The organism is Enterobacter sp. SGAir0187 (assembly GCF_002952735.2).
GTDB lineage: Bacteria > Pseudomonadota > Gammaproteobacteria > Enterobacterales > Enterobacteriaceae > Enterobacter > Enterobacter quasiroggenkampii.
Genome location: NZ_CP025034.2, coordinates 4,760,714 through 4,786,057, shown reverse-complemented (window position 1 = coordinate 4,786,057; position 25,344 = coordinate 4,760,714). Strand labels below are relative to the sequence as shown.

At 49.3% G+C, this 25,344-nt stretch carries 28 protein-coding genes and 1 pseudogene; 7 read left to right on the top strand and 22 right to left on the bottom strand.

The window, feature by feature from the left end:
- The 16 genes from CWR52_RS22890 to CWR52_RS22810 all read right to left on the bottom strand — a co-directional run bounded on the left by CWR52_RS22890 (position 1) and on the right by CWR52_RS22810 (position 13,734).
- A complete protein-coding gene (locus tag CWR52_RS22890; protein WP_104950863.1) occupies positions 1 to 1,308 on the bottom strand; it encodes a terminase large subunit domain-containing protein in 1,308 nt (435 codons plus the stop codon).
- Positions 1,286 to 2,272: a terminase small subunit gene (locus CWR52_RS22885; RefSeq protein ID WP_104950862.1), complete on the bottom strand. Its 987-nt coding sequence runs from the start codon at positions 2,270 to 2,272 to the stop codon at positions 1,286 to 1,288. Before CWR52_RS22885 ends, CWR52_RS22890 begins: the two co-directional genes overlap by 23 nt.
- 451 nt (positions 2,273 to 2,723) lie before the next feature.
- Entirely contained in the window at positions 2,724 to 3,137 is a 414-nt protein-coding gene (locus CWR52_RS22875) for an Ivy family c-type lysozyme inhibitor (RefSeq protein WP_104950860.1), read from the bottom strand.
- A 389-nt stretch (positions 3,138 to 3,526) separates the two neighbouring features.
- Positions 3,527 to 4,045 carry a hypothetical protein gene (locus CWR52_RS22870; protein ID WP_104950859.1) on the bottom strand — a complete coding sequence of 173 codons (519 nt, stop codon included), beginning with the start codon at positions 4,043 to 4,045 and terminating at the stop codon, positions 3,527 to 3,529.
- Entirely contained in the window at positions 4,042 to 4,578 is a 537-nt protein-coding gene (locus tag CWR52_RS22865) for a lysozyme (protein WP_104950858.1), read from the bottom strand. The genes CWR52_RS22870 and CWR52_RS22865 overlap by 4 nt, the downstream gene beginning before the upstream one ends.
- The gene (locus CWR52_RS22860) at positions 4,578 to 4,880 is read right to left on the bottom strand and encodes a hypothetical protein (protein ID WP_014832171.1); all 303 of its coding nucleotides are present in this window, start codon (positions 4,878 to 4,880) and stop codon (positions 4,578 to 4,580) included. Before CWR52_RS22860 ends, CWR52_RS22865 begins: the two co-directional genes overlap by 1 nt.
- Positions 4,881 to 5,550: 670 nt before the next feature.
- Complete coding sequence (locus CWR52_RS22855) at positions 5,551 to 5,742, bottom strand: hypothetical protein (RefSeq protein ID WP_047958756.1); 192 nt, start codon at positions 5,740 to 5,742, stop codon at positions 5,551 to 5,553.
- Positions 5,743 to 5,934: 192 nt separating this feature from the next.
- Positions 5,935 to 6,768 carry an antitermination protein gene (locus CWR52_RS22850; protein WP_104950857.1) on the bottom strand — a complete coding sequence of 278 codons (834 nt, stop codon included), beginning with the start codon at positions 6,766 to 6,768 and terminating at the stop codon, positions 5,935 to 5,937.
- The gene (gene rusA / locus CWR52_RS22845) at positions 6,765 to 7,127 is read right to left on the bottom strand and encodes a crossover junction endodeoxyribonuclease RusA (protein ID WP_048224443.1); all 363 of its coding nucleotides are present in this window, start codon (positions 7,125 to 7,127) and stop codon (positions 6,765 to 6,767) included. The genes CWR52_RS22850 and rusA overlap by 4 nt, the downstream gene beginning before the upstream one ends.
- Positions 7,128 to 7,129: 2 nt before the next feature.
- A complete protein-coding gene (locus tag CWR52_RS23495; protein WP_104950856.1) occupies positions 7,130 to 7,330 on the bottom strand; it encodes a hypothetical protein in 201 nt (66 codons plus the stop codon).
- Between the two features lie 4 nt (positions 7,331 to 7,334).
- A complete protein-coding gene (locus tag CWR52_RS22835) occupies positions 7,335 to 7,937 on the bottom strand; it encodes a DUF1367 family protein (RefSeq protein WP_104950855.1) in 603 nt (200 codons plus the stop codon).
- Positions 7,938 to 7,976: 39 nt separating this feature from the next.
- The gene (locus tag CWR52_RS23630; protein WP_104950854.1) at positions 7,977 to 8,231 is read right to left on the bottom strand and encodes a hypothetical protein; all 255 of its coding nucleotides are present in this window, start codon (positions 8,229 to 8,231) and stop codon (positions 7,977 to 7,979) included.
- Positions 8,232 to 8,325: 94 nt separating this feature from the next.
- Complete coding sequence (locus CWR52_RS22825; RefSeq protein WP_104950853.1) at positions 8,326 to 8,550, bottom strand: DinI family protein; 225 nt, start codon at positions 8,548 to 8,550, stop codon at positions 8,326 to 8,328.
- Positions 8,551 to 8,809: 259 nt separating this feature from the next.
- On the bottom strand, positions 8,810 to 9,997 hold the full coding sequence (locus CWR52_RS22820; protein ID WP_104950852.1) for an OmpP1/FadL family transporter: 1,188 nt from the start codon (positions 9,995 to 9,997) through the stop codon (positions 8,810 to 8,812).
- 30 nt (positions 9,998 to 10,027) lie between these two features.
- The gene (locus CWR52_RS22815) at positions 10,028 to 11,641 is read right to left on the bottom strand and encodes a mechanosensitive ion channel family protein (protein WP_104950851.1); all 1,614 of its coding nucleotides are present in this window, start codon (positions 11,639 to 11,641) and stop codon (positions 10,028 to 10,030) included.
- A 116-nt stretch (positions 11,642 to 11,757) separates the two neighbouring features.
- Positions 11,758 to 13,734 carry an alkyl/aryl-sulfatase gene (locus CWR52_RS22810; protein WP_104950850.1) on the bottom strand — a complete coding sequence of 659 codons (1,977 nt, stop codon included), beginning with the start codon at positions 13,732 to 13,734 and terminating at the stop codon, positions 11,758 to 11,760.
- 1,077 nt (positions 13,735 to 14,811) lie between these two features.
- On the opposite strand from CWR52_RS22810, the gene CWR52_RS22800 reads away from it, so the two are divergent.
- A complete protein-coding gene (locus CWR52_RS22800) occupies positions 14,812 to 15,468 on the top strand; it encodes a TetR/AcrR family transcriptional regulator (protein WP_047651451.1) in 657 nt (218 codons plus the stop codon).
- A gap of 63 nt (positions 15,469 to 15,531) precedes the next feature.
- Here CWR52_RS22800 and CWR52_RS22795 read toward each other — a convergent pair whose 3' ends face one another.
- From CWR52_RS22795 to CWR52_RS22770, 6 genes are all read right to left on the bottom strand, one after another.
- Positions 15,532 to 16,515 (bottom strand): MDR family oxidoreductase, encoded by a 984-nt coding sequence (locus CWR52_RS22795; RefSeq protein ID WP_104950848.1) that lies wholly within the window; start codon positions 16,513 to 16,515, stop codon positions 15,532 to 15,534.
- A gap of 334 nt (positions 16,516 to 16,849) precedes the next feature.
- On the bottom strand, positions 16,850 to 17,149 hold the full coding sequence (locus CWR52_RS22790; RefSeq protein WP_047651449.1) for a putative quinol monooxygenase: 300 nt from the start codon (positions 17,147 to 17,149) through the stop codon (positions 16,850 to 16,852).
- Positions 17,150 to 17,256: 107 nt separating this feature from the next.
- Complete coding sequence (locus CWR52_RS22785; protein WP_104950847.1) at positions 17,257 to 17,943, bottom strand: replication protein P; 687 nt, start codon at positions 17,941 to 17,943, stop codon at positions 17,257 to 17,259.
- Entirely contained in the window at positions 17,940 to 18,857 is a 918-nt protein-coding gene (locus tag CWR52_RS22780) for a replication protein (protein WP_167467789.1), read from the bottom strand. Before CWR52_RS22780 ends, CWR52_RS22785 begins: the two co-directional genes overlap by 4 nt.
- Before the next feature lie 84 nt (positions 18,858 to 18,941).
- Positions 18,942 to 19,493: a toxin YdaT family protein gene (locus CWR52_RS22775; protein WP_104950845.1), complete on the bottom strand. Its 552-nt coding sequence runs from the start codon at positions 19,491 to 19,493 to the stop codon at positions 18,942 to 18,944.
- 2 nt (positions 19,494 to 19,495) lie between these two features.
- A complete protein-coding gene (locus tag CWR52_RS22770; RefSeq protein WP_104950844.1) occupies positions 19,496 to 19,723 on the bottom strand; it encodes a transcriptional regulator in 228 nt (75 codons plus the stop codon).
- Between the two features lie 72 nt (positions 19,724 to 19,795).
- On the opposite strand from CWR52_RS22770, the gene CWR52_RS22765 reads away from it, so the two are divergent.
- The 6 genes and pseudogenes from CWR52_RS22765 (at position 19,796) to CWR52_RS22755 (ending at position 25,335) form a co-directional block, all read left to right on the top strand.
- Positions 19,796 to 20,209: a helix-turn-helix domain-containing protein gene (locus CWR52_RS22765; RefSeq protein ID WP_074147907.1), complete on the top strand. Its 414-nt coding sequence runs from the start codon at positions 19,796 to 19,798 to the stop codon at positions 20,207 to 20,209.
- A 122-nt stretch (positions 20,210 to 20,331) separates the two neighbouring features.
- Entirely contained in the window at positions 20,332 to 21,228 is an 897-nt protein-coding gene (locus CWR52_RS22760; RefSeq protein ID WP_409012700.1) for an SDH family Clp fold serine proteinase, read from the top strand.
- Positions 21,229 to 21,263: 35 nt separating this feature from the next.
- Positions 21,264 to 21,434 carry a hypothetical protein gene (locus CWR52_RS23280; protein WP_164881535.1) on the top strand — a complete coding sequence of 57 codons (171 nt, stop codon included), beginning with the start codon at positions 21,264 to 21,266 and terminating at the stop codon, positions 21,432 to 21,434.
- 310 nt (positions 21,435 to 21,744) lie between these two features.
- Positions 21,745 to 21,900 (top strand): annotated as a pseudogene (locus tag CWR52_RS23485) (hypothetical protein); the annotation flags it as partial.
- Positions 21,893 to 22,057, top strand: a complete 165-nt coding sequence (locus CWR52_RS23275) for a YdaE family protein (protein WP_167467788.1) — start codon at positions 21,893 to 21,895, stop codon at positions 22,055 to 22,057. The pseudogene CWR52_RS23485 and the gene CWR52_RS23275, both read left to right, overlap by 8 nt.
- Before the next feature lie 140 nt (positions 22,058 to 22,197).
- Positions 22,198 to 25,335: a RecE family exodeoxyribonuclease gene (locus CWR52_RS22755; protein ID WP_104950842.1), complete on the top strand. Its 3,138-nt coding sequence runs from the start codon at positions 22,198 to 22,200 to the stop codon at positions 25,333 to 25,335.
- The last annotated feature ends 9 nt before the right edge of the window (positions 25,336 to 25,344 follow it).

The following is a 25,344-nucleotide window of genomic DNA, read 5'->3' as shown; positions in this document are numbered from 1 at the left end:
TCAGAAAGTGATGTCCATGGTGATTGAGTATGCCGGTTTCACGATCGGGTAATCCTTCACGATGAAGTATCCACCAGCATCATTGGGGTGATCGTTATCTGCTGATTTATCCGGTTCGCCATTTGCCGCCCAGATTTGCTGCTCGAGGCTTTCGGTGTAAACCGGGCAGTTCTGAACGTTCACCAGATAGCGGCGTTCGCCGTTGGCGTTGCAGAACATGGCATTCATCGAGTTGATGCGGTCTTTAACCGGCGGGTTGGCATCATCAACAATGACGCTAAATCCAGCATCGTTGAGCTGGGCAATATCGGTCTTGCTGGCGTTCTGGGACTTGCGGGAGTCGCCAGAAGCATCCGGATAGATGTAAATCTCCCGGTTCTTTACATAACGACCATCCTCATATCGCCAGAACTCTTCTTGAATGCGCTTGATCATCGCCGGAGTATCGTAAACCTTCACCAGTTCACGTACCGCACGCGGCAGGCCATTACGCTTTACGTGAACAATCGCGGCCATTTTCCCCACGTTGAAGTCCATGCCGATAAACAGCGGATCCCCATCCTGAACCTCATCAGAACAGTTATTCAGCTTACGGTTAAACGTGTGGTAAATGGTCCCGCTGTTGAGGTTGGTGAACTTCCCTCGCAGGTATGCCTGAATCAGTTCGTCAGGGTAAGTACTCAGAAGCGATGGGATGTAATCAGGCGGTAGATTCTTCGCATTGTCGAACGTGCTGGCCTGAATCAGTCCATACAGGGCCGCCAGTTGGGGCTTTTCCCGTACCGCCTTCACGAACTGCTGATAGACGAATTTGAAACCTTCCGGTGTGGTCGTAACATCAATGCCGTTACGTAACCCATCAACGTTATAACGCATACGGGCGATGATTTTTCGCCAGGCCTGCTGCGCTTTGGCAGCCGCCATGACGTCTAGCTCATCCACCATCGCATTACCGATTTTGAAACCGACTATCGAGCCGGGCTTCTCCATCGAGCGGCAGATGGTTGTCCCGCGGTAGCGCCGCCCCTCGTAGAAGTGAACCTCTTTGTTCCCCTCGTTGATTTTGACGTTTAAGCCCCAGTCAAAGGCCACCTCTTCAATCGTCGGGTAGAAGATGTCACGAATCTGCGGGTACGTCGGCGCGAAATAACCCTGGTTGATTTTAGGGTGCTCCCACATCCCTTTACAGATGCCGCCACAACCCACCCACGTCTTACCGGAACCGAACCCGGCAACATAGGCTTTGAATTTGTGCTGCATCGCGAGGAAGCGCGCCTGAGGAATGTTAAGTGTCGGGCTGATCCCCATCTTCCACCCTCGCGTCCACTACGTTGATATTGATCTGCACTGGGGTTGGTTCATCGTCCTCACCATCACCGGCCAGCTCTTTACGGAGTTTCTCGACCTCCAGCTGCCGGCGTTCGATTTCAATCTCCTGCAGGCGCTGCGCGAATTCGCTATCGGCCAGGCCCAGGCGTTTCATTACCGCTTCGTACATGCGTTCGCGGCTGATTGCCGTTATCTCGACACCATTCTTTCCCAGCTTGACGCCGGAATAAGCCAGAGCAGCGTCAGGGGAGAGCTTCCTGGTGTCAGCGAAGTAAGGCTGGCCTATTCCGTCACCATTGCAGCGCGGGCAGACAGGGTTAGGCTCACGAGTGTGGTCATATCCATAGCCGCCCACATCAACTGGCTCACGCTTGTCGCGTTCTTTAGCTTCCAGCTGCTTCTCTTTAAACTCCACGGCATCCCGCCACTGGTAGTGATGGCCAAAGCCCCAGCAATAACGACAAGCGCCGCGGCGATACTGCGAAAGCTGGTTTGCATCGAAGGTGGCGAGCTGCCACATCTGCGCGAGGACTTCATCGGCACTGCCAAGCGTGCGTGCAATGGACGCTTTTTGCTGCTGCGCAATAGCCTGCGCAACGTTAGGATTCGCTATGAGCTGACGACCGTAGTTTGGGTCACTATAACCAGCACGCGCAGCGGCGGCCGTGGCGTTATTGTCCTTCAGGTATTCAGCAATAAAGCGCTTTACCTTCGCGCTTAGCATTGTGTCCACCAGCTCTTCTGCGCATTTATCTTTCTGCGCAGTGCGTGCTATCTTTCGCGCGTAAATTTTTGTATTTTGCGCAGTAGCTTTCTTGATATAGCGGCGAGCAGTTACATAATTAAGATTATGTGTCTCGCACCATTCCTTAGGGGATATGCCAGTAGCAGCGTGATCAGACAGGAACCGCTTCTGCAGCTCGCCCCAGTCCGGCTTAGCCATTGTTACCTCTAAATTGAATGAATTTTAGACGTCACTCACAGCTTCATTATTTGAAGCAACGAAGTATTTTTCTCAAATAAATCTTGAAATGAGGATTTAAGCTCATGAAATATGTATAACTACGATGACGTACAGAAAATCAAGGCCAATCTCGAGTGGATAGTGCATCAAGCCTCTGCACGGACTCATCTGCACACTGAGCATGACCAAATAGTCATTTCCGATCTAATGGAGCTCATCCAGACATATGAAACTCTTCTGGACCTTGTAAGCCAATTTGGTGCTTCCGTCTTAAATTCGGAAATCATAGCGGGTCTATCAATCACAGAAGAATTCATTGCTAAAGTTAAGCGGAATGAGGGTGCGATGTGAGCGACCTACACACTGTGAGGCGATTGAGTCGTGTATTGAAGCTTCAAACTGGTGGGTTACAGTTTGAAGCATGGGTTATTTAATTGCCGTACAGCCGATTGAAAAGCGCATTTTTCATCGAATCAGAATCAATCGGATCCACGTTTAACCAAGTCAATATCTCACGATTCTTTTCTGCATTGAAATCAGAAAACACACCATGGATATCACCGTTATCAGGTGAGTAGAGAACAGCAATATTCTGTTCTGGACAGCTGTGTGGTTTACATCCTGACAGCGCAATATACTTTTTGCCCGCAACTGTTACTTCGGTTGATGGCGTGCTCGTGCCACCACTTTTTACCCATGCAGGTAGTTTGTTTTTACTAATCAGCTGGGAGTAGCTTTTAGACGTGCTTTTTGCACTGGCGAAGTCAGAAAGATACTGCCCCTCGTAGGCAAGAGCACTGAACGAAACCAAAGCCATAGCAGCGATAATCACTTTACCTTTCATGTTAATCCTCATTCCATAAAGACACATCAACTCTATACCTTTGCAGTGGCTATGTCAGCCCTATGGATAATCAGAGCATTTTAAGCTACTGCCCGGCCCAAATGATCAGGTAAGGATTATCTTAATCACTAGCGCTTATGCTTGTTGATTAATGCCTGACTGCCAAACTGTTCAGGACTCTGATGTGGAGAATGCCAACTCCAGGGAAACATCGATAAAAAGAGCAAGTAAAACTGAGACTCCGGTTGCCCTCCTGATGAGGGCTTTTTTTGATTTGCCACTTCTAGTTGTTAAATCTCATGTGTTTTCTAAAATTTAAAGGAGGCTTTGCTATGTCAGGTAAAGCCGTCGTTCAGAAATACCCGTGTGCTCAAGGATGAGCCATATCCCTAGTTCTTTCTTTCCTGCTCGATCTGCCTTATGCCAGCGAAATTATTGTTGCCCTTCTCAATTACGGCCAGTAGCGGCTTAATCCACAAGACTGCCTGACAGTACGTCATTGATCTGGCGGCAGCGGAACGATCATCGGCTGTGTCAGGTCTGTAGGTATCGGTGCGCAAGGCGCTGGCACGTAAACGGTGCGCGTATTTGAGCAACCCACCAGCGATGTCAGCAGGAACAGGCAGATCACAGGTTTTTTCACGGCGGAGAATCTCCCGGTATTCGATTACGGTTTCTTCGGTGCTTGTATCAATCAGGGAGTTAAGCCTATTGGCATGTTCTGCAACCTGATTGAATCGATTGAAGTTGAATGCCTGGGTAGCGATCACCTGCCCCTGCAGAGAATTGTCACTTCGCAGAACGTCGTTTTCGCTTTGAAGATTACTGGCCTCCGAGCAGCTCTTAACGAGGGCAACCGAAAGGCCAGCAATAATGAAAACGCCGATAAGACCCGGATCAATTTTCACTGGTCGATCCCCCAGCACGCCAGCGCACTTTCCTGGTCTCGCCGTTCTACCTGACCGTAGCAGCCGTTCTTCTGGCCTTTAGTCAGGCGGCAGTCGCGGCCACCGTCTCTAATCCACCAGCGAATTGCCTCGCATGCCCCGTGGCGGTCACCGGCATTGATGCGCTTATAGAACGTGGACGGGAAGCACTTACCCGGCCCGATGTTGTACGGGCAGAAAGAAGCGATCCCAACTTTCTGAGGTTCGGTAAGCGGTACCGTAATATTGCGGTCAACCCACGCCAGAACCCTATTGCGTTCGATGGCGTTCACCTGATTGCATTTAGCCTGAGTCAATTTCATGCCCTGCACAACCGGTTTACCATCAACCATCGTTGCGCCGCGGCAAATAGTCCAGATACCGCCGCCATCTTTGTAGGCCGTGAGGCTGTTACCCTCTTTCTCATTCAGAAACTGGTCAAGGATTACGGATGCAGGAGCACCAGCCAGTATCAGCCCTAGAACTGCGGTACTCAACTTTGCTCTGGATCCCATCACTCACCTTCCTTTTGTAATGCCTCAACGACCACGCTTGCAGCAGCGGGACGCTCGTGGAGGGGTTTATCACCAACGCCTTTCAGGTAGTCATTGACCATTTTTGTTCGCTTCTCATCCTCTCTACGCCTGCGGTTTGCATCTACCCGCCCGTTAATGTACGAGGCTAGCGAGATAAGCAGACCAGCAGCGCCAAAGAACATGAACACCAGATCCTGAGTGGTAAATCCAATGGCTGACGCCAGAGCTGCTACCCACGCGAAGAACTGCGTGAAGATGTTCCCTGAATCATTCATTTTCATGGTCTCTCACCTCGCTAAGTGCGGGTGCTGTTGATAAAAATAAAAAAGGCTGCCATACGGCAGCCTGATGATGATTGATACTCTTCGGCGCTTCTTTCTCCCTTAGGAAAGCAATAGATTAAACAATCCTTAAGGAGAGTCATTTAAACAAAAAAATAATTAACTGCCCACATAGTTTAAAGATGTTATTATTTACATTAAGTCATGACTTTAGCTTTTGTGGATAAAAGAAAGACAATCGGGCAGAAGATGGAATTATTATTGCGGAGAGGAGTGATGTCGTTCTCCGCGCTTTTTTGTCTCAGACGAGTTTGTAATGTTTCGAGGATCGTTTTGCTAAAACACGTACTGAGGTTTAACACCCTTTCTTAGCTCTGAGGTCTCTTACAAAACACAAGGGAGAAATAAAAAAAAACCTGCTCGGACAAGCAGGCATAAATAGCTAAGTTGGCAATAACTGAGGGAGTGGTGCCGGGTGCCTCCCGGTGGAAATGATCACAGCATTCATTTCCGCGCGCTGGTTGGACACTCTGGAGAAATGTCCTGCTGAACCGCCCCTCCGCTTAGGGGGATCCACCACAAAAACGCTTTCAGAAACATCCATTCCGCAGGATGCTTAAGAAGCATATGTGCAGTATGAAGAATCTGCCACATAATCAGATGAATATATTCATCTAAATGGTAGAGGGAGAGGGCCTTCAATCACCTCAGCTTCTCCGTTGTCGCAGATGTCGTCACCCTGTGTCAGATGCCAAATACCATTAAAAGTAAGTCCCGTCTCAAGGTCTTCAGTAACGCCATTGCTGAAGTAAGCAACCTGAATCCTGCCGTTGTGCTGAATCCAGTAGAAACCTTCTTCCATATTCCCTCCTGCGTTGTTGGGGAAATTATAAGTCACCGCAGGGGTGAATGGTTTTAGATATTCTTAAGTCGCTATTAAGCAAAAAGCCCCACGGAGTTAACCGCAGGGCTTTAAACGAAGGCAATAACCCATCGTTGGAGCAAAATTACCACAGATTCGGGAAAAGTAAATAGTTCACGATAAATTCACGCCCTATTTTGTTATCTGCTTCAGCTGCGCATCAGCCCAGGCCTCTTCGATGTCAAACCTGGTGATGAGCTGATCGTAGAATGGCTTAACAGATTTCTTCCATGTATCGAGGCTGATTGCATCCGTTATCTCCCTTAAAGCTGCGTAAGCCTCCGTTGATGGAATTCGCTCAAACCCCCGCCCACTGCAGCGCTTGCAATCAGCCAGTACCGGAACGCCCTGCTGCTCTGTAAGAGCCTGATTAACAGCTCTCCCGCGGCCATGACAATCTCTACAGGCACAACTAACAACCTTCTTCCCCTTACACTGAGGGCAGAGAACGCGTGCTACCTCCCTGACCTGCCTCCGTACCTCATACTCAGAAGGTCGAATATTTTCGACACCCATACTCAGCGACATCTTCACGAATTTCTTCTCTTTTGCCGGAGTGTGGGACTTCATGCTGAAAACCTCAGCGTCAATAAACCCTTCCCCATTGCAGCCATCGCACTGCTTCACACTGGCGGCGCTGCGGGAATAGTCCTCGAACGCGAAGGTGGCCAGTTGGTGCATTACCAGTGGTTTAACCACTGCATCAAGCTTTCGTAATGCCGCAACCCGATCGCACTTAGTCAACGCGTACTGGGCCAGCAGTTCGATCGCCCTCTCCCGGTCATTATTGCTGATACCCATCTTCCCGAGAAAGGCGCTGTAACCCAAGGCTGCCCGCTCCTGCGTCATGCCCATAGCAGCCATGATATCCGTTCCGGTTAATGAGTCTGACGCCGTAGCGCGCGGAGAGTCGCTAATCATTGTCGATTTGGCGAAGTGATATTTGAGGGTGTTTTCAAGATTCATGCGGTCTCCAACTCGGTAATGGTGAGTTCTAATTTCCCGCCCTTAACGACAGGCATTTTCACAACGCGATAGTCGACTACCTGGCAGTCATCCAGCCAGAATTCCGCCTTGGTTAAAGCGTCAAAAGCTGCCTTCTGCAGGTTATCCAGATCACGGCGCCGGCAGTCGGGCATGTGACATTCAATTCGGATTTTTAGTGGTGCGGCCGTGCGGATATTAAGCCGGGCGCTTCGAATGACACTGGCGACCGCATAGCGATACGCTACGCCATCAGCGCTAATGTGAGTGCGCCCGCGGTTGTGCCGGTAATACCGGTTATTGCTCGGCGGCCAGGGCAAAGTGATTTGATATGTCTTCACGTTCACCCCCACATCCGGTTTCGCCAGCGACTGTTCGGGCGCGCTGGTGTGTTAGATGTCGGAAGGAACGCACTGACAGTCCAGGTCACGTAATCCTGATTAAGGCTGCGCTCTACTCGCACGCTGCGCGCTTTGTATCGCTTAACCAATTCGTCGGCCTGTTCGGTGCTGCAATCGGTGTGGTGGAACCAGGAATACTTCATTCCATCACCCCGCAAAGCCAAGCAGCTGCGCGGCGACGTTTTCGGCCTCGTCACGGCTGCGGAATGAACTGGACAGGACCCAGCGCCAAAGTACATCGAGCGCAGCTTTATAGAGCTGCTGGAACTCGAACTCGTCCATGTTGGCGAATGAGATGCTACGAGGATGTTTTTTTAGTGTTCCGTCAGGTAGCTGAATGGCATCAAAGTGCCCTGCCTCAACGATCACCCATGAGCGGTAAGCATCGAAGGATTTGCACAGGCTAATGCCATTCGTGACACGCCGATAAGCAACCTGTTCCAGGTACTGTTCGGCAGCATCGATCAGAGCCCCCTCGTTCCCGCCATATGAAGCCAGGTACTTGGCGTAGCCGGTAATCAGCTTCCGCTCGTTGCTAGAGATAGCCCCGCCGGTTGGTTCCCAGTATTCAAAACCGAGATTGAGAAGCGCGAAAAAGCGCCGATGGAACGCCGGGTTACGTACCCGCCTGAACTCGGCAACAAGAACATCGCCGAGCCGAGTATTTGATTGCAGGATATCGCTGGTCTCGGGCGTAGCCGGGATCAGTATTCCTGAGTGGTGTTTGATAAGTTGTAATTCTAGCGCCATGGTTCTCTCCGTGGCGCATCAGGTATAGGGTGTTCAGGCCTATGAAAGAATAATATCAGACGGTGGTGTAACTCGGTACCCCAGTCGTTTTGCAAATTGCATGAACCCGTTGAGAGTGAATATTTCTTCCTCTTCAAGTAACGGTCGTAACGAAACTATTCCATTTACTCGATAAACCAGATATCTGCCCTCAGCCGGGAAGCTATAGATAACTGCTTTATCGGCCCTTCTGACCACGTCGTACCATTGATCATCTGCATTAAAGGCATCTGCACTACACACTATTTCCCCCATAGCGACTAATTGACGCGGTAAACAGTAATCGGGAACAGCCAGGGGAACGCAAACAGCGATACTCTTTGAAACTGCTCCAGTGAAATTCAAGCGATTAATAAAACCACTCGTCCGCGCTTTCCCAGGTCTCCTGCACGATATGTTCGATCTCTTTTTTGTCGCCTCCGAAAACAGTCAGCCCATCATTGCTGGCACGCTTGATCGTTAGCTGACAATTATCAAACTGCTTGCTGAGCCTTTTGAGCAGTTCAGACTCGAGTGCAGGTATAGCTCCATCAGGAAGTTTCTTCATGCGATCAATGGTTAACTCGATTTTCATTTTTCCCTCCGCAATGAATTACTGTATGCATGTACAGTACATTTATAAACTTATGTTGCGGATTTTGCAACGTTTTAGGAGCACGCTATGCAGAAGAGCTGGCTAAAGCGGCTAGCTGGACACTAAGTAACAGCTATTACAATACGTTAAACTTACGAGCTACCGAGTTAGTTCCCTAATCTAATCGCCACGATTTTAATAGAAAAAAGGCCTGCACTAACCGGTGGCAGACCTAATCAAAACTTTTCGAGGCGAGTATTTAAAATTGATAACTGTAGTTCAGGCTGGCAAACCAAAGATAAGGATTATCATAGCTACCTTTGAATTGCTCCGGTGACTGGACCCGAGAAGACTGCATATTTAGGTATGATACTGCAAAACCAATATTACTTTGTGGTGTAATTTGATATTGCGCACCTGTTGCAAATCGCCATTCATCACCTGTAGGTAAGGAAAGTGCCACGTCATTCTGGGATTTATAGACTGTGCTGTCAAAAGCCACACCGGCGTTAATGCGCCATAATTCGGTAGGGCGATACTGTAACCCCAGCGCGGTATGCCAGGAATCTTTGAGACGGTTTTTCCGATTTGCATCTTGCCCGGCGACAGAAACCTGCGGACTGCCAAACTGACTCCAGTCCTGCCATCCAAGGTCACCCATAATTGACCATGTCTTATTGAAATCATGCACCAGACTCAACATTATCTGCTGAGGTGCCCTGACCTGCGCTAAAACAGGAATTTCATATTCAACGTTGGGTAAGTTTGGGAAGCGAGCTTTAGCATCTATATTAAAGTCATAGTCTGTTTTGCTAGTCCAGGAGATTCCCGCCCGAGTTTTATCGGTGAGCTCCATTAATAAGCCCAGACGATAACTCAGCGCCCAGTCATGATCATTCTGCTTTTCATCTTCATTGTCGACATTACGTGTGAGAGAAAGGAATCCGTAATTGACATTGACTGAACCACCAACTGATACTCGTTCGCTTAATTTATAGGCTAAAGACGGACTTAAAGTCATTGCAACCATGGTGCTCTTTTTTATGAGACGGTCGCCAGCCCAGTTACCAAAATCAATCCCCAGCCCGTAATTGCCATATAACCCTAGCCCGGCATACAGTGCATCATTGAGTTTCTGTGTATAAAAGGCGCTAGCATTTGGAAAAAACCGCATGATATCGCCAGGATTTTTACGTCCACTATCATCATCAAGGTGATAGGAAATATCTCCATCCATTGCCTGTAATCCGCCTGTAAACATATGATCAGGTAGCCGCGTCATTCCTGCCGGGTTAGTCACTATGGTAGAGGCGTCCTGCGCGCGCGCAGCTTGGCCAGCACCTGCAAGCGCAGTATCTTCAGTCCCAATTTCGTAAAAATAGAGTGCGCTGGCCTGTGTCGCTGGAGAAAGAAAAGCAAGTAGAGAAAATAACGTCGATTTTTTCATATGCCATCTGCCTGTCTTTAATGGTCAGTATTATTTGTCGCGTTCTGGTGCAACAGCGGGGGCGGGATACCAGTTATCTTTTGCGACCACGACGCTTCCTTCAGGCTGCATGACAAAGTTGGGCGACATGATCTGCACATTGAATTCGTTGAATACATCCTGGATATTACTGAACAATGCGTTTCGCGCGATGGCCAGTGACACATCGTTTTTTAGCCTGACCTGAAGCTCATAGGCTATATACCAGTCCATCAGAGCCAACTGGCGCACCAGCGGCGCGGTCGTAAGATCCACGAATTCTGTTCGCTTGGCTGCCAATTCAAGCATGGCATGAACCTGCCGCCATGGGGTGTCGTACCCGATGGTGACGCTTACGGTTAAGTTGACACTGCCGTCATTATTTTGGGCACTGAGGTTCGTTATCTTGCCACTCACTACGACAGCATTAGGTACTGTCACTACATAGTTTTCGCGAGTTATAATTTTTGTTGCGAGCATGCCAATTTCACTCACCTTTCCTTCGTTATCCGCAACACGAATAACATCTCCTTTGCGCAAGGCGCGTGAGTAAATCAGCACCAGGCCACTCATAGCGTGATTCATCACCCCAGCAGACCCCAGCGTCAGCATGAGACCAAAGAAGACACTTATACCCTTAAAGGCCAGTGAATTTGCGCCAGGAAGAAACGGATAGGCTGCTGAGAGAGCAAATAACCACACCACGACCGAGAGGAGTTTCCTGGTCGCCCCGACGGTTTCAGGATGCAGACCGGGGAACTGTAAGCGTCCCACCTCGACCTGGTTGAGTGTCATTTTCAATAACTTAAGAATAAAAGCGGTGATGATGAAAATTATCAAAACAATCATCAACCCCGGCAAAGCTGAGACAATGGATAAGAAAATCTGACGAACAACACGCAGGGACCAGTCTCCCAACGATGTTGCCCAAACCCGGGTCCACGGGAAAAGACTAAACGCCCAGCTAAGCCAGACATAAAAACCAATGATTCCCAAGAAAATCATCAGCAAGGCATATAAACGAGCTTCAACAGCCCCTATGAAACGCCGCCAGGATTTGGGGATCCATCCACGATTTTCTGCAATCCGACGACGAAAGTAGTTCTTGACCCTGCGCCATGAGCGCCACGCCACCCAGGAAAGCAGTAAATAACCCGCCAACCCCACAGTGGTTTTCAATGTGGAAAGTGCAAGCCAACCGGAATCGTATTGATCGTGAAGGGAGATGCGTTGCGCCTCCATTCGCGCCAGCACGCGTTGCGCGGCTTGATCCAGAGTCAGGTCATCACCCTCATCAAGGTCTGCCTGCGTCAGCAACATTAGCGGCTTGCCATTCATTAAGAACAGTCTCCCCTGCTGGTTATAACGGGTGACGGGGACAATTTTTATTGGCTCACGGACATCCGCCTGGGTGAAATTACGCAGAGTATTGTGGATGCGTAAAACTCGTTCTTCCGGCGTTGTCTGACCAAACTTGGCCTGCAGCATGACGATAGGAGTGTGGAAGATATAAAGCGTGCGTGCTCGATCCTGCTCCGTCGGTTCCTGACGGGGCTCAGCAGCGAAAGTTAAACTGACGGCGAAAAAGAGAAAACATATCAGCAGAGCGAACCTTATCCCGTTCATATTTACCTGTGATTTGTGAATGAGCAATTTTCACCGAGCAGTTAAATAGCAGCATGACTAATGCTAACTACTGGAATAAATTCCCCTGCGAGAGAGACCTCCCGCAGGGGAAAGTTTTAAGGCGTAACGATATTGAACCAGAAATCAAATTTATCCATATACCCGAGCATAGCGTCGAGTTTCGCCCCATCACCTGAAATTTTCACATCACCGCTGTCCTGGGCCTGCTTGAGCGTGACCTCTTTCAGGATAATTTTGTTAAGCGTGTCGCGGTTAAGAGTGATGGTGGCGTCGGCATCTTTAGCTTCGGCGTTGGCTGTGTGGTTCAGCACCCCGTTCTCCAGCTCGAGCTTGTACTTGCCACCATCGTTGCCCAGATCGATGTTAAACACCGATTTGGCATCCCCTGCTTTTTGACCGTTGATGTGTACGGCAAGGTAGTCGAAGAACATCTCTGGCGTCATGGCGCGAACAGTATCCGGGCTGGCGGTATTCGGCGTTGGACCTTTCACCACGCCGTTACGCAACTCCTGCGCACCAGTCAGGTAGAAGTTACGCCACGGACCAGATTCAGCCTGATAGCCAAGCTGTTCCAGCGCATCAGCTTCCAGGTTGCGTGCCGCCTGGTTGTTTGGATCGGCAAAGACCACTTTGCTCACCACCTGCGCCACCCAGCGGTAGTTCCCCTGGTCGAAGTCGGTTTTCGCCTTGTTCAGGATTGCATCCGCGCCGCCCATATACTCTACGAATTTTTTCGCGCCTTCTTCAGGTGGCAGCTCATCAAGTGTCGCCGGGTTGCCGTCGAACCAGCCCAGATACAGCACATAGGTAGCTTTTACGTCGTGGCTGACTGAACCGTAATACCCGCGGTTTGCCCAGGTATGCGCCAGTGAGTCCGGAAGCTTGAAGTTGGCCGCAATTTCATCACGGGTTAGCCCTTCATTCGCCATTCGCAGCGTCTGGTCGTTGATATAGCGATAGAGGTCACGCTGACTTTTCAGCAGTTTGACAACGTTTTCGTTGCCCCAGGTCGGCCAGTGGTGCTGTGCCATGATGATTTCAGCTTTGTCACCCCAGCGCACAATTGCCTGGTTGATGTATTTCGACCACGGCAGCGGCTCGCGGATTTTGGCTCCACGCAGCGAGTAGGTGTTGTGCAAAGTGTGGGTAACGTCCTCAGCTGATTCGATGAGTTTTTTCTCTTCGATATACCAGAGCATTTCTGAAGGCGCTTCAGACCCCGGCGCGAGCATAAAGTCGTAGGTCAGGCCGTCGATAACTTCTTTCTGGCCATCTTTCTCGATAATATTGGTCGGAGCAATCAGCGTCACTGTCCCTGCAGAGGTGGTGGTCCCAAGACCGGCCCCCACCTGACCTTTAGCATCTGGCTTAAGCAGGTTGCCATACATATAGCTGGCTCGGCGGCTCATTACGTTACCCGCCATAATATTCTCGGCAACGGCCGCTTCCATAAATCCGGCGGGCGCATAGACCTTCACTTTACCGGCTTTAACATCAGCTTCATCCACCACGCCGCGCACACCGCCATAGTGGTCAACGTGGCTATGGGTATAAATAATGGCCACAACAGGTTTCTTGCCGCGATTTTTAAAATAGAGATCCATCCCGACCTTCGCCGTTTCTGCCGAAACCAGCGGGTCAACAACGGTGATGCCTTCTTTACCTTCGATGATTGTCATATTCGACAGGTCAAGATTTCGGATCTGATAAACACCTTCAGTGACCTCAAAGAGACCGCTAATATTAATCAGCTGTGATTGACGCCATAAACTGGGGTTGACTGTGTCGGGGGCTTTATCGCCTTCTTTAATAAAGGAATATTGTTGCGGGTTCCAGATTACATTTCCTTGCTCCCCCTTGATGACTTCCTGAGGAAGTGGAGCGATAAACCCTTTATGGGCATTGGTGAAATCAGTGTTATCGGAGAAAGGAAGTTGATTATATAAGGCATTGTTAGCTTGTTGCGTAGGTGCTGTTGCGTCTTTCGATGACTCAGCAGCCAAAAGAGGCAAACTAACTGAGCCCAGAATACCTGCCAAGGCAAGGCTCCTCACTATCATGTTCAATTTCATCAAAACCTCTCGACGTTCTGCTGCATATGTTGGGGTTTGTAAAAAAATGATTTAATGAAAGAAATCATGAATAAATATAATTCGCGTTGCATTATCAGCAAGTTTCAAACCGCACTATAAAAAGTTGAATTATCTCTGAAATAAGCTACGCACAATCATAAAGCAAGTAAATAATTCGCAACCGCCTGTTATTTAATGATTTCCATTCGTAAAAACTGCGCAATTTTAATCGAATACATGTTTGAAGGTCTCGCTTTCAACCATTCGCACTACATTTAATTTAAATTTTATTAATTAAAAATGTGACTAAACACATGTTTTTGTGTCGAAAAAAAGAGACAGAAAGGATGGAGTGCTGGATTTCGGATTCTCAGATGTATGTATGTGAGGAGTGTATTTGTAATCATTCTTATTCAAAAAAATCTAAGCCTGCATCCCCTTCCCCCTTGCCAGGTTAATTCTGTCAACGCATTCCCTTAATGCATTTACTTGCTCAGAGGAGAGTTCAGATTCATCAATTGTGGCCAACAGAGCGTTGAGGGAGCGCTCAATATCGTTTTTAGTCAATCGTAAACAGATAACCTTAACCCAACGTGGAGAGAACTTGCTGAGGCCGATTGCTCTTGTGATACGTAGTTTCATGAAATGCCTCTTTACTGCCAGTGGTGGCGATTTGTAACTCGGTTGTAACACACAGTGGAGGAGACTTATGTGATTATTTCGCCATAAAAATTTCTAAGGGGCGTTTAGCCTGGGCAATCAGGCTTTCAGCAAGTATCGAAGTTGGTATTCCAGCATGTCACACAAGCGCCTCGTCATAACCCGAAGCGGCTAAATCATGTGAAGGTGCTTTTACAGTCATAAATAGGCTGGGATGCCAGCTTTGCGCTAGAAGCGGACAAAGCGAATTCGTCATTGCACTGGGTTAGCAGGTTTACTTCAACGGCCTACTATGCAGGCACTGCTCCTGCCCAAGAGGTATATGAGACCACCTCATCCCCGTCGGGGATAAACTTATTGAAGCTCCCATTGAAAATAACTTATTCTTTTCCGTCAATGAAATGCAGGAGACGAGTCATGACTGGCGAAATTCGCAGACGAGGAAGGCCACGAAAAACAGAAAGTACCTATGCAGATACCCGTAATGACCTGATCCGCAGTGGACTTGAACTGCTCACGCAGAATGGTTTTCTTTCGACGGGAGTCGATGCCATTGTCAAAAATGCCAGTGTCCCTAAAGGCTCATTTTATTACTATTTTAAGAGCAAAGAGGAATATGCCCAGACAGTTCTGAACGCCTATGACAGTTTCTTTGTGCACAAACTCAAAAAACACCTTCATGGATCATCCAGCCCACCAATGGTACGTCTGGAAAATTTCATCAACGATGCCTGCGACGGCATTAAAAAGTACAATTTCACCCGGGGCTGCCTGGTTGGCAATATGATGCAGGAGAGCCCGGGGCTTCCACTATCCTTTATTAAACAGCTTCAGGATATACTTGAACGCTGGCAGGCAATTGTGGCGTCCTGTCTTTCCGATGCGTTATCCTCTGGCGATATCTGTTCCGATATGAACGATACACAACTGGCGGCCATTTTCTGGAGCAGTTGGGAGGGTGCCGTGATGCGTGCCAAACTTTATTGTTCAACCCAGCCTGTGTACGATTTTTGGAGCTATTTCAAAACGTCAGTACGCTATCAACCCTCTAAGGATACGACGGTTAAACAGTAAAAAAGGGGCCGCGGCCCCTAATTGTAATTATCCCCCCCCAGGCCGAGCCTGGCTTCCATCTCATTAGCTACATTGAATTACTGCCCGGCCACGAATTCCTCCACTCAGAAGTTTTTCAGCCACATTTATAGCGTCACTGAGCGGGTAAATGGAGGTAAGGCTATCCAGTCTGGACTCTGGTAAATACTGTACCGCTTGTTGCCAGATCGCTGTTCTTTTCTCTTTCGCGAACATGACACTGTCAATCCCTTTCAGCGTGACAGCACGCAGAATAAACGGAGCCACATTGCCCATCAATTCCATCCCCTGAGCCATGCCGCAGGCTGCAACAATACTGCCATACCGCACCCCGGCGCAGGCATTGCAGAGTGTGTGGCTACCGACTGTATCAATGGCGGCAGCCCAGCGTTCTTTTTGTAACGGTTTTCCAGGGGAGGCAAGCTCGGAACGATTAATAATCTCCTCTACACCGACCGTTTTATAAAGCCAGGCAGCTTCTTCAGGTCGACCAGTAGACGCGGTCACGCGGTAATCCATCGACGCCAGGATCATGGCCGCAATGCTCCCGACACCTCCACTGGCACCAGTAACTAGTACCTGACCATCTTCAGGCTTAATACCATGATTCAGTAGCGCGTCGACACACAGCATCGCGGTAAAACCTGCTGTTCCGATTGCCATTACGTGTTTGCTGTTTGAGCCAGCCGGCAGCGGCGTCAGCCAGTCTCCTTTTACCCGTGCTTTTTCAGACAGTCCACCCCAGTGTTTTTCCCCTACACCCCAGCCTGTCAGGAGAACCTTATCTCCGGGCTGATATTCCGGATGTGAACTGGCGGACACCGTACCGGCAAAGTCAATGCCTGGCACCATTGGGAAGTGCCGGACGATTGGGCCACGGCCCGTAATGGCCAGCGCGTCTTTGTAGTTGATGGAGGAATATTCAATATTTACCTCAACATCCCCCTGCGGCAGCTCACTTTCAGCAATTTCAACAAGTTGCGCACTATAGCGTTCATCTGCTTTGTTTATTAATAAAGATTTAAACACTTTCACCTCGTCTTTTTGGCGTTTACCGTTCAGTTATTAAGTCATGTACAAATAATATTGACCGATCGTCTAATAATCAACACTACTATCCTGATGTTTTGCCAGCAATCAAGAATTATTATTTATTTCATGAACATAAAACGGTCTATCTTGATCAGCATCAAGCTGGATTCAGATTGATCTGGTACAGATGGGAAAATGAGCATCTCTTAAATATACACAGCTAATGCTTCAGGAGACGGCTGATGATGAGATAAAGCAACTGAGCTTCAATGAGTTTGCCCACACCGGACCTTCCGTCTGTCAGAAGACCGTTTCGTGCCAAAAGCTGAACTTATCTCTCAGGATCCACCTGTCCATCCATTAGTATGTACTGCGCTGCTTTACGCGCGTGTTGATCAATCAAAGGAACAAGCCGAGTGAAATGCTCACTGGCGCAATGTGCATCGAGTGCCGCCCGGTCAGGCCATTCCTCAATGAAAATAAAATGCCCCGGATCCTTTTCATCTCGATACAAATCATAAGCAATACATAGAGGCTCTCGTTTCGTTGTCGCAATGAGCTCACGGTATAAAGGGAGGACGGTTTCAACGCATTCGGGTTTGATAAAATCTTCGGCAATGACCTTTAGCATGCGAATTCCTTTAGAAAAAATGGCTAGGGTTTTGATGGATAATGCCAGCATGAAGGGCTATTTCAAAAAGAATGTTCGCTCCTCGCTCATAACGAACCATTTCCTCACTATGCCCTGCCATCGGCTTTCATCCGCTGATATTTAGCTTTCAAAAGCTCTGCCGGTGTCGGCCCCTTCGGCGATACCGGCGCGGCCAACGCCCGCCGTACAGGCGGAATCGGCTTACCGGCCAGCACGCGCTTTTCCCACATATCCAGAATATCGCTGGCTTCACGCTCGAGTTCTTTATGGCTTAGTTGGCCATCGGTTCCGCGGCGCCTCAGTTCGAGACAAATGTGGTAGTAAATCGGCTTAGGCCACGGATACTGCTCACTGCTCGGGTACCGAAACACCAGCTTACGCCACTTCCAGTATTCAGCCATCACGTCAGCAGTGGTGATCCCCAGCACGCATCGCCCTTCCCTGCACCACTTGATGAACTGGCCAGGCGACGGCAGGAACGGACGCTCCTGACGGCGTACCATGCGCATACCGGCCTCAACCTGCTCCAGAGTGGTGATCCCGTTTTCATTGAATGCCAGCACCCACTGGCGGCGGATTTCGTCAACGTCGTCTTGGCTCCGATTAAACAAGCTTGCAGGGAAAGCGGCGGCCAGCTGTACGAACAGCCCGTTGATAATCTTGGCTACCTGTTCAGTTTGCTCACGCTCGGTGTACTGCTCAGGCAGGTTGTGCGCCACACGGCGTGCCTGTTCCCGGTCAAAACTGCGAATGCTCTCTGCAAGATTTTTCATTCCAGCACCCCGTCAATCCAGTCGGTGTTATGCAGGTCGATACCGCCCCGGGAAGGTTTTACCGCTCCGGTTGCGCGCAGCCGTTTGGTGGTGAGCTGATCCCACTGCTTGCGCAGACTTGAAGGGCTCAGGATGTTGTCTTTCCAGAACTCGTCCCGGTTAGCCCACTGGAACAGGTCACAAATTTCGTAGTGCGTGCGCTTGTCCTGGACACGCATCAGCCTGATGGTGTTTGCCCATTCAGCCCAGTTTGGTTCGGATAGCGATGCGTTGACAGTGAGAAGCCTGTCGTAAATCCAGCGTGCTGCCTTGAGGTCGTCAGCGGATCCCCATGATTTACCTGCCGGTGTGTATATCCCGGCGGCAGCTTCTGGATGGCGTGAGAGAAACTTTTGAGTTTTCTGGTTTCGGGATTCGTCAGAATTCCGAGACGAGGATATTTTAATATTGTTCTTGTTATAGTCTTGGGTGTCTACCGTTTCCGGGAAGGTTTTTCCCGTTTTCGGTAACACTTTTCCCGATTTCGGGAAGACTTTTCCCGTTTTCGGTTTGTCTAAAACCCAGGCAGAAAGATCAGTATTTATACCGACAGTTTTCATCACGCCCTGCTTCTGACTGAAGATAATTTTGCGTTCTGCGAGCGATTTGAGCGCATCCGAAACGTGGGAATCACTCAGCCCCGTAAGCTCAGCGATAACCGTGTTCGTAACGCGGTCCTGTTTCTTGTTCCAGCCGTAGGTAAGCCAGATCACCGCCTCAAAACACTGCCACTCCCGGCCTGACATTCTCAGACGCGGCTTAAGCTGCTGAATCTCGTTAGCGACCTTGGTATACCCGTTCGACAGGTCGGCCATACGACCTCCCGGTTGTTCGATTTTGTGGGGGAAATTGAAAATTTCAGCTGTGTTTGACATACTTAGCTCCGCAATTACACTCCGTTTTTGCACCTGAAAGCCGTTGGTGTTCGAGCACCGCGGCTTTCGCCTTTTCTGAAGTCTTCACATTGCCCCCAACATGGTTGTCACCATCGCCAGCAGCGGCGCCGTAAGGTCCGGATCGACACGGAACAATTCAAAAATCCCCTCGCCTAACTCCTTTAGCTTTTCCTTCTTCGGTGCATCGAGCATCAGAGCTTGCTTAGCCTCACTCACTTCTTTTTCCAACCTGGCCATCCGGTAGGCAAACGAGTCGTTCTTTACGACACGGTCGCGGTACCGAAGTGGTAATACAGACATGATCGCGGGCACCAGCTGTTCGACGTTCTTTCGATACGAAGCGGAGTCTTCTTTGTTGTCGAGCCAGCGGAACAGCTTCACGTTCCAGACATCGGCCTGGCCTGAGAAATCCACTCCATCAAGTTGAAATTCTTCCGCCGCTTCCTGGATTTGAAGTGCAACAGCTATGCGCCCTTCTGCTGCAGCCCAAGCTCGTACCGCTGAGCAGATATCGCGATGATCGATATCATTCACTGCCGATTCGCTTTGATGACACTGGAATATCAGTGAATTAGAGGAAGCTCTGCTACTCTGTTGAAATGAAACAGTTTGCATTGTTAAGGCTCCTGTTTAGGTAAACCATCAGTGGGGTTCGGGTAGAGATCAGGACGCAACTCATGGGGAGTTACTCCGGTCATTTTGAAAATAGAGAAGATGTAGTTTGGAGGGACGATCCCATGGTCACGATTCTTCCAATGACTTACGGACATACTCGTCACACCAAGCGCGATGCTGAGCTTTCTGGCTGAGCCAGCGGCTTTTATAGCTTTATCGAGTGCGGACATTTGCTTCTCCTGCTTATAGATAGCAAAAGTAAACCATAGATTTATATTTCATGCAAACTTTGGATTTATTGTGTGTATAAACCAAGTATTTACAATGGCGATATGAGAAAAGAAGAACCCAACCTCGTATTGGTGAACCGCCTAACTGAGATCACAGATCGTGGTGTTACCAAAGCAGACATGGCACGAATAGCTGGAGTCACCCCTCAGGCCGTAAACGGCTGGTTCAAAAAAGGAGTGATCAGTAAGAAATCGGCACTGGCTATAGCCGATGCTGTCGGCATTTCTGTCGCCTGGCTACTCGGTGAAGATGTGGGTGAAAAAGATGGGCTTAAACCGGACGAACAGCGCCTGCTGGAACTCTACCGCCAACTCCCGGAAGAAGAACAACAGAACATGCTCCGCATCTTTGCTCTACGCCTGAAAGAGTTGGATGATCTGTATGAGAAGTACATGAAGGGACGCATCAAGCCACAAGGTGAATAAGACCTCTGGTCGGCGCATATCTGGTTAGGGGTGTGACCTTAAAGAATTGAAAATCATTTTATAGGGCTGGCTAGCTTCCATGGCTATCACCACCTATTCGGTTAAAATTAATCAATCTTACGGTGATAAAATTGAGCAATATTGACGATACTATTGAAGGGTTTATTTCTTTCAAGATTAATGATTTTAAAAATGATCACTTCCCAAACTCTGATGTCATTGTCTATTACGGAGGGATCACCGAGTGGGCAAAAAATATTTATCAACCAGTTCTTGAAGGCATAGGGCATGCTGCAATCAAGAAGGGTGGAAAATCACTTGTCGTAATCCTATCAACAGGCGGTGGTTCAGTTGAATCTGTTGAAAAAATGGTTGAAATTACGAGACATTTTTATAAGGAAGTATACTTTTTTGTTCCTGATTATGCCATGTCTGCAGGAACAATATGGTGTATGTCTGGGGATCGTATTTATATGGACTACGCATCATCCCTTGGTCCTATCGACCCTCAAGTCCAATCATCAGAAGGCAAATGGGTCCCTGCTTTAGGATATCTTGATAAAGTAGAAGAGATCATTAATAAATCACGCCTTGGTCAAGTTACTCAAGCAGAGCTAATGATGTTGAACAACTTAGACCTAGCCCAGTTAAGACGCTATGAGCAAGCAAGAGAGTTATCTAAAGATTTATTAAAAAAATGGCTTGTTGAATACAAGTTTCGGAACTGGAATATAAAAGAAACAACTCAAACTCCAGTAACTCCTGAGGACAAAATCAACCGTGCTGAAGAAATTGCCATAGCGCTTAGTGATAACAGGAAGTGGCATTCACATGGACGATCCATTGGTATTGGAACGCTCAGGGATCTGAACCTACAAATTGAGGACTATACTCATAACAGTCAGCTTACTGAGGATATCAGGGAGTTGGACAAGATGATTACGGAGTTCAGATTCAAAGTTCAGAAAGAAATCATTGTTATGTCATCTTATCCTGATGACAGTGAGGATGAAGAATGATAGTTTGTCATCCACTTTACGAGGGGGATAGCATAATGTCCAAACCAACCTTAGCCGAACAAGTAGCAACCTTAACAACACAGGTATGCTCTGAACGACAAAAAGCAATGATAGAAGATTTAAAAAACAATGGCTTATTACCACAGCCAACATTTAATCTTGCTTACGGACCGGTTTCGTTTCTAAACACCCAAGACAGACAATAGAAAAAACCGGCCAACGTGCCGGTTTTTTTTTACCATCACTTAGCTATTTCGCCTACCTAACTCCCCAAACCCGATCCTAGCATCGGGATTATTTTGCCTTCTGTTTGTCAGCCACTTCACAAAATCCAGCCCTATAAACCGCAGATTTACACTCAACATCAATCTTTAATTGACACAACTATAAACCAGTGATTTAATCTGTATCACCAAGACGCACTACGTTCCACCAAGGCATGGAGCCCACGGAGTAACCGCCGACGGCATATGAAGAGTCGGATGAGGTGGAGAGATTAACGCGCATCAGGTGTAAACGTTCCGCTGGCCGGCGATAAGGCAAACGAGGGTGAGAATGATTGATTTCGCACGCAAACCAGGACGGCAGCAGGCCGTAAAGCTGAACTTCTTCGAGGTGATTATTCGCCGCCTGTGCTACCTGTTGGCGCAAAAGGGGAATCCAGATGTGTAAGCCAACGAAATGCGGGTACTGCGGCAAGCCGGTTGAACCGGAGAAAGTAGTCAAAAGTACCCTTCTCTATCGCAACGGCGCACAGCTGGCGCGCAAAGAAAAAGAATACTGCTCTGAACGTTGTGCTTCGTACGACCAGATGGCCCACGAGGCATAACGTAAAAGCCGCGCAAGGCGGCCCGTACGTCCGGTGCTCCCGACCAAAGTTACACCGGAAAACTACTTAAAAAACCAAAGTTCACCCAATGGGCGCTATCTCTGGCCCGGGGATCTTACATCCAAAAAAGAGGATCTCACATGGAATTTTTCTATGTAGTTAAGGCTACGCAGAAATCTGGCAAAGAAGACGCGGTGATTTGGTTCACTGCGAAATCTGAAGTCCGAGCCAACCTGCAGCTCGATGTCGAGCTGGAAGATGCTGGTATTGAAACCGGCCGCGGTAAGGATTACGCCAAACCGGTTCGCACCGATTTCCCTGTTTACAACGACCTGCCGGAAGAAAGCACCGTGGATTACACCTGGTGCAAACGCTACGAACTCCAGGACGATGGACGCACCTGGCTACCAAAGGCTGGCGCTGAGTCTACTGAAGCCATTGACAACATTGCCGCACCGGAACCGACTGTTAAAGTCGAAACTATCGTCGAGAGTGTCCCGCTTGAAAACCGCACTCCAGCGGTTCGTTTTGCCGTCCACCTGGCCAGCGACAAATACCAGTCACACATCACTAAAGAGCAGCAGCTGGCTGCCAGCGAAATGTCACTGGATGAAGGCAACACCTATCTCCAGAACCTGCTGCTGGCGAAGAACGACATCCCTGAAATTGCCGAACTCAGCCTGAACGCTGAGTGGAAACTCGTTCAGGCGATAAAGCAGGTCTTCGCGCAAGATGAAACGCACGAAGCTGAAGTTATCGCTGCATTCATGGCTGACTGGGCGAGAGCAGATGTCAGCGATCGCAATCAGTTAATTGAAGAGTGGAGAAGCGGAAAGCTTTCTCTTCTCAAATCAGAAAGCACCAGCGACACCGATGTTACAGCCGTTCAGGTTCCAGAACCTGAAAACGGTATTCAGATTGACGAGAATGATGACGAAACCACTCGTTATCCAGTCGTTCGTATGCCCTTCCGCAAGCAGCTACTCGCCCAGTTCACCGCCGACGAACTGCGCCACCACTTAACCCGCGAAGAATACGAAGGTATCTGCGCGCTGGAGATGGACACTGACAACAGCTATGTCCAGAACCTGTTGCTGGCGGCAGAAAACTGCGAAGTGGTTAAGGGTTACGATACCAAAGACCTGTGGCGCTACACCGACGCCATTCGCAAGGTGTTCAGCCAGAAGAAGCGGCATGAACTCGCTTTGGTTCTCCGATTCACCCGAATCTGGGCAGCGACTGATTATATTGACCGCGGAATTCTTGTTCGCGAGTGGGCAGCCGGTAATCGCATCAGTAATGTTCAGCGCACCGATTCTGGTACCAATGCCGACGGTGGGTATGTAACGGATCGCGGCGAAGGCGCGCATCACACTCTGGACACTCTCGATCTTGAGATCGCATGTGCCCTACTGTCTATGGACTTCCACCACTTCGAAATTCCTTCGAGCGTGTTACGACGTGCCAAAGAAATCGTGGCGAAGAAAGAAGAACCATGGAAATCATGGAGCGCCATCCTGCGTAATCAGCCCGGCATACTGGCGGTGAACCGTGCGGCAATCTTCAATCTGATCCGCATCGCACCAGAGAACATTCATCACACGCCAGCGGCTCATCTTGAATTTGTGAATAAAACCATGACGGCTGAGTTTAACTCTGCTGTGGAGTTACTGCCGCTGTCTACTCCGGTTGTTGAGACCGAAGCTCCAGTTTCACAGCCGCAGATTGAAAATCTCGGCAGCGGCATGTTCTCCATCGATGGTCTTATGGGTGGAAATACCGATCCGGTCATCAACACCACCTCAAATGAAGTCGAAAAAACGGAAAACACACCGGAGACCACCAACGATGTGCAGATGGAAACGGCTAAGCCAGAGAAAGACGAAGATGTTGGTTCGGTACCACCGAGCGAAAGCACTGATGCAGCTAATTCGCAGACAGATTCCGTAGCGTTGGAAGAACAGCAGTCAGAGCCAGTAATTGAATACCCGGCTTACTTCGAGCCTGGCCGATACGAAGGTCTGCCGAATGAGGTATATCACGCAGCAAACGGTATTAGCTCAACCCAGGTGAAAGATGCCCGCGTCAGCCTGATGTACTTCAACGCGCGCCATGTGGCTAAAACCATCCCGCGCACAACATCCAAAGTGCTGGATATGGGAAATCTGGTGCACGCCCTTGCACTGCAGCCAGAAAACCTCGAAGAAGAGTTCAGCGTAGAACCTGAGATCCCTGAGGGTGCTTTCACCACCACCGCAACTCTGCGTGAGTTCATCGACGCGTACAACGCCAGCCTGCCGGCACTGCTGAGCGCTGACGAGATTAAAGCGTTGCTTGAAGAATATAACGCATCCCTTCCCGCTTCAGTGCCGCTTGGAGCCAGCCTGGAAGAAACGGCTCAAAGCTATATGGCTCTCCCTGCTGAGTACCAGCGTATTGAAGAAGGCCAGAAGCAAACGGCAACGGCAATGAAGGCATGCATTAAAGAGTACAACGCCACCCTGCCCGTGCCGGTTAAAACCAGCGGCAGCCGCGATGCGCTACTCGAGCAATTAGCGATCATCAATCCTGATTTGGTGGCACAGGAAGCGCAGAAACCGACGCCGCTGAAAGTCTCCGGCAGCAAAGCAGACATGATCCAGGCAGTTAAGTCGGTTAAGCCCGATGCCATATTTGCCGACGAACTGCTGGATGCCTGGCGCGACAACACTGGCGAAAAGATTCTGGTTACCCGCCAGCAATTGGCCACAGCGCGGGCAATTCAGTTTGCACTCCTGTCGCACCCGACCGCCGGCATGCTGCTGACACATCCAAACCGCGCCGTTGAAGTGAGCTACTTCGGTTTTGACGACGAAACAGGTTTAGAAGTGCGTGTACGCCCTGACCTCGAGATTGAACTGGACGGCGTGCGTATCGGTGCTGACCTGAAAACCATCAGCATGTGGAATGTGAAGCAAGAAAGCCTGCGCGCCAGGCTGCATCGGGAAATCATTGACCGGGACTACCACCTCAGTGCGGCTATGTATTGCGAGACCGCGGCGCTGGACCAGTTCTTCTGGATTTTCGTCAACAAAGACGAGAACTACCACTGGATTGCCATCATTGAGGCATCCACTGAACTGCTGGAGCTGGGCATGCTCGAGTACCGCAAAACAATGCGCGCCATAGCAACCGGATTCGACACGGGCGAATGGCCAGCGCCGATCACTACCGATTACACCGATGAACTGAACGACTTCGACCTGCGCCGCCTCGAAGCGCTGCGCGCTCAGGCTTAAGGGGGATTT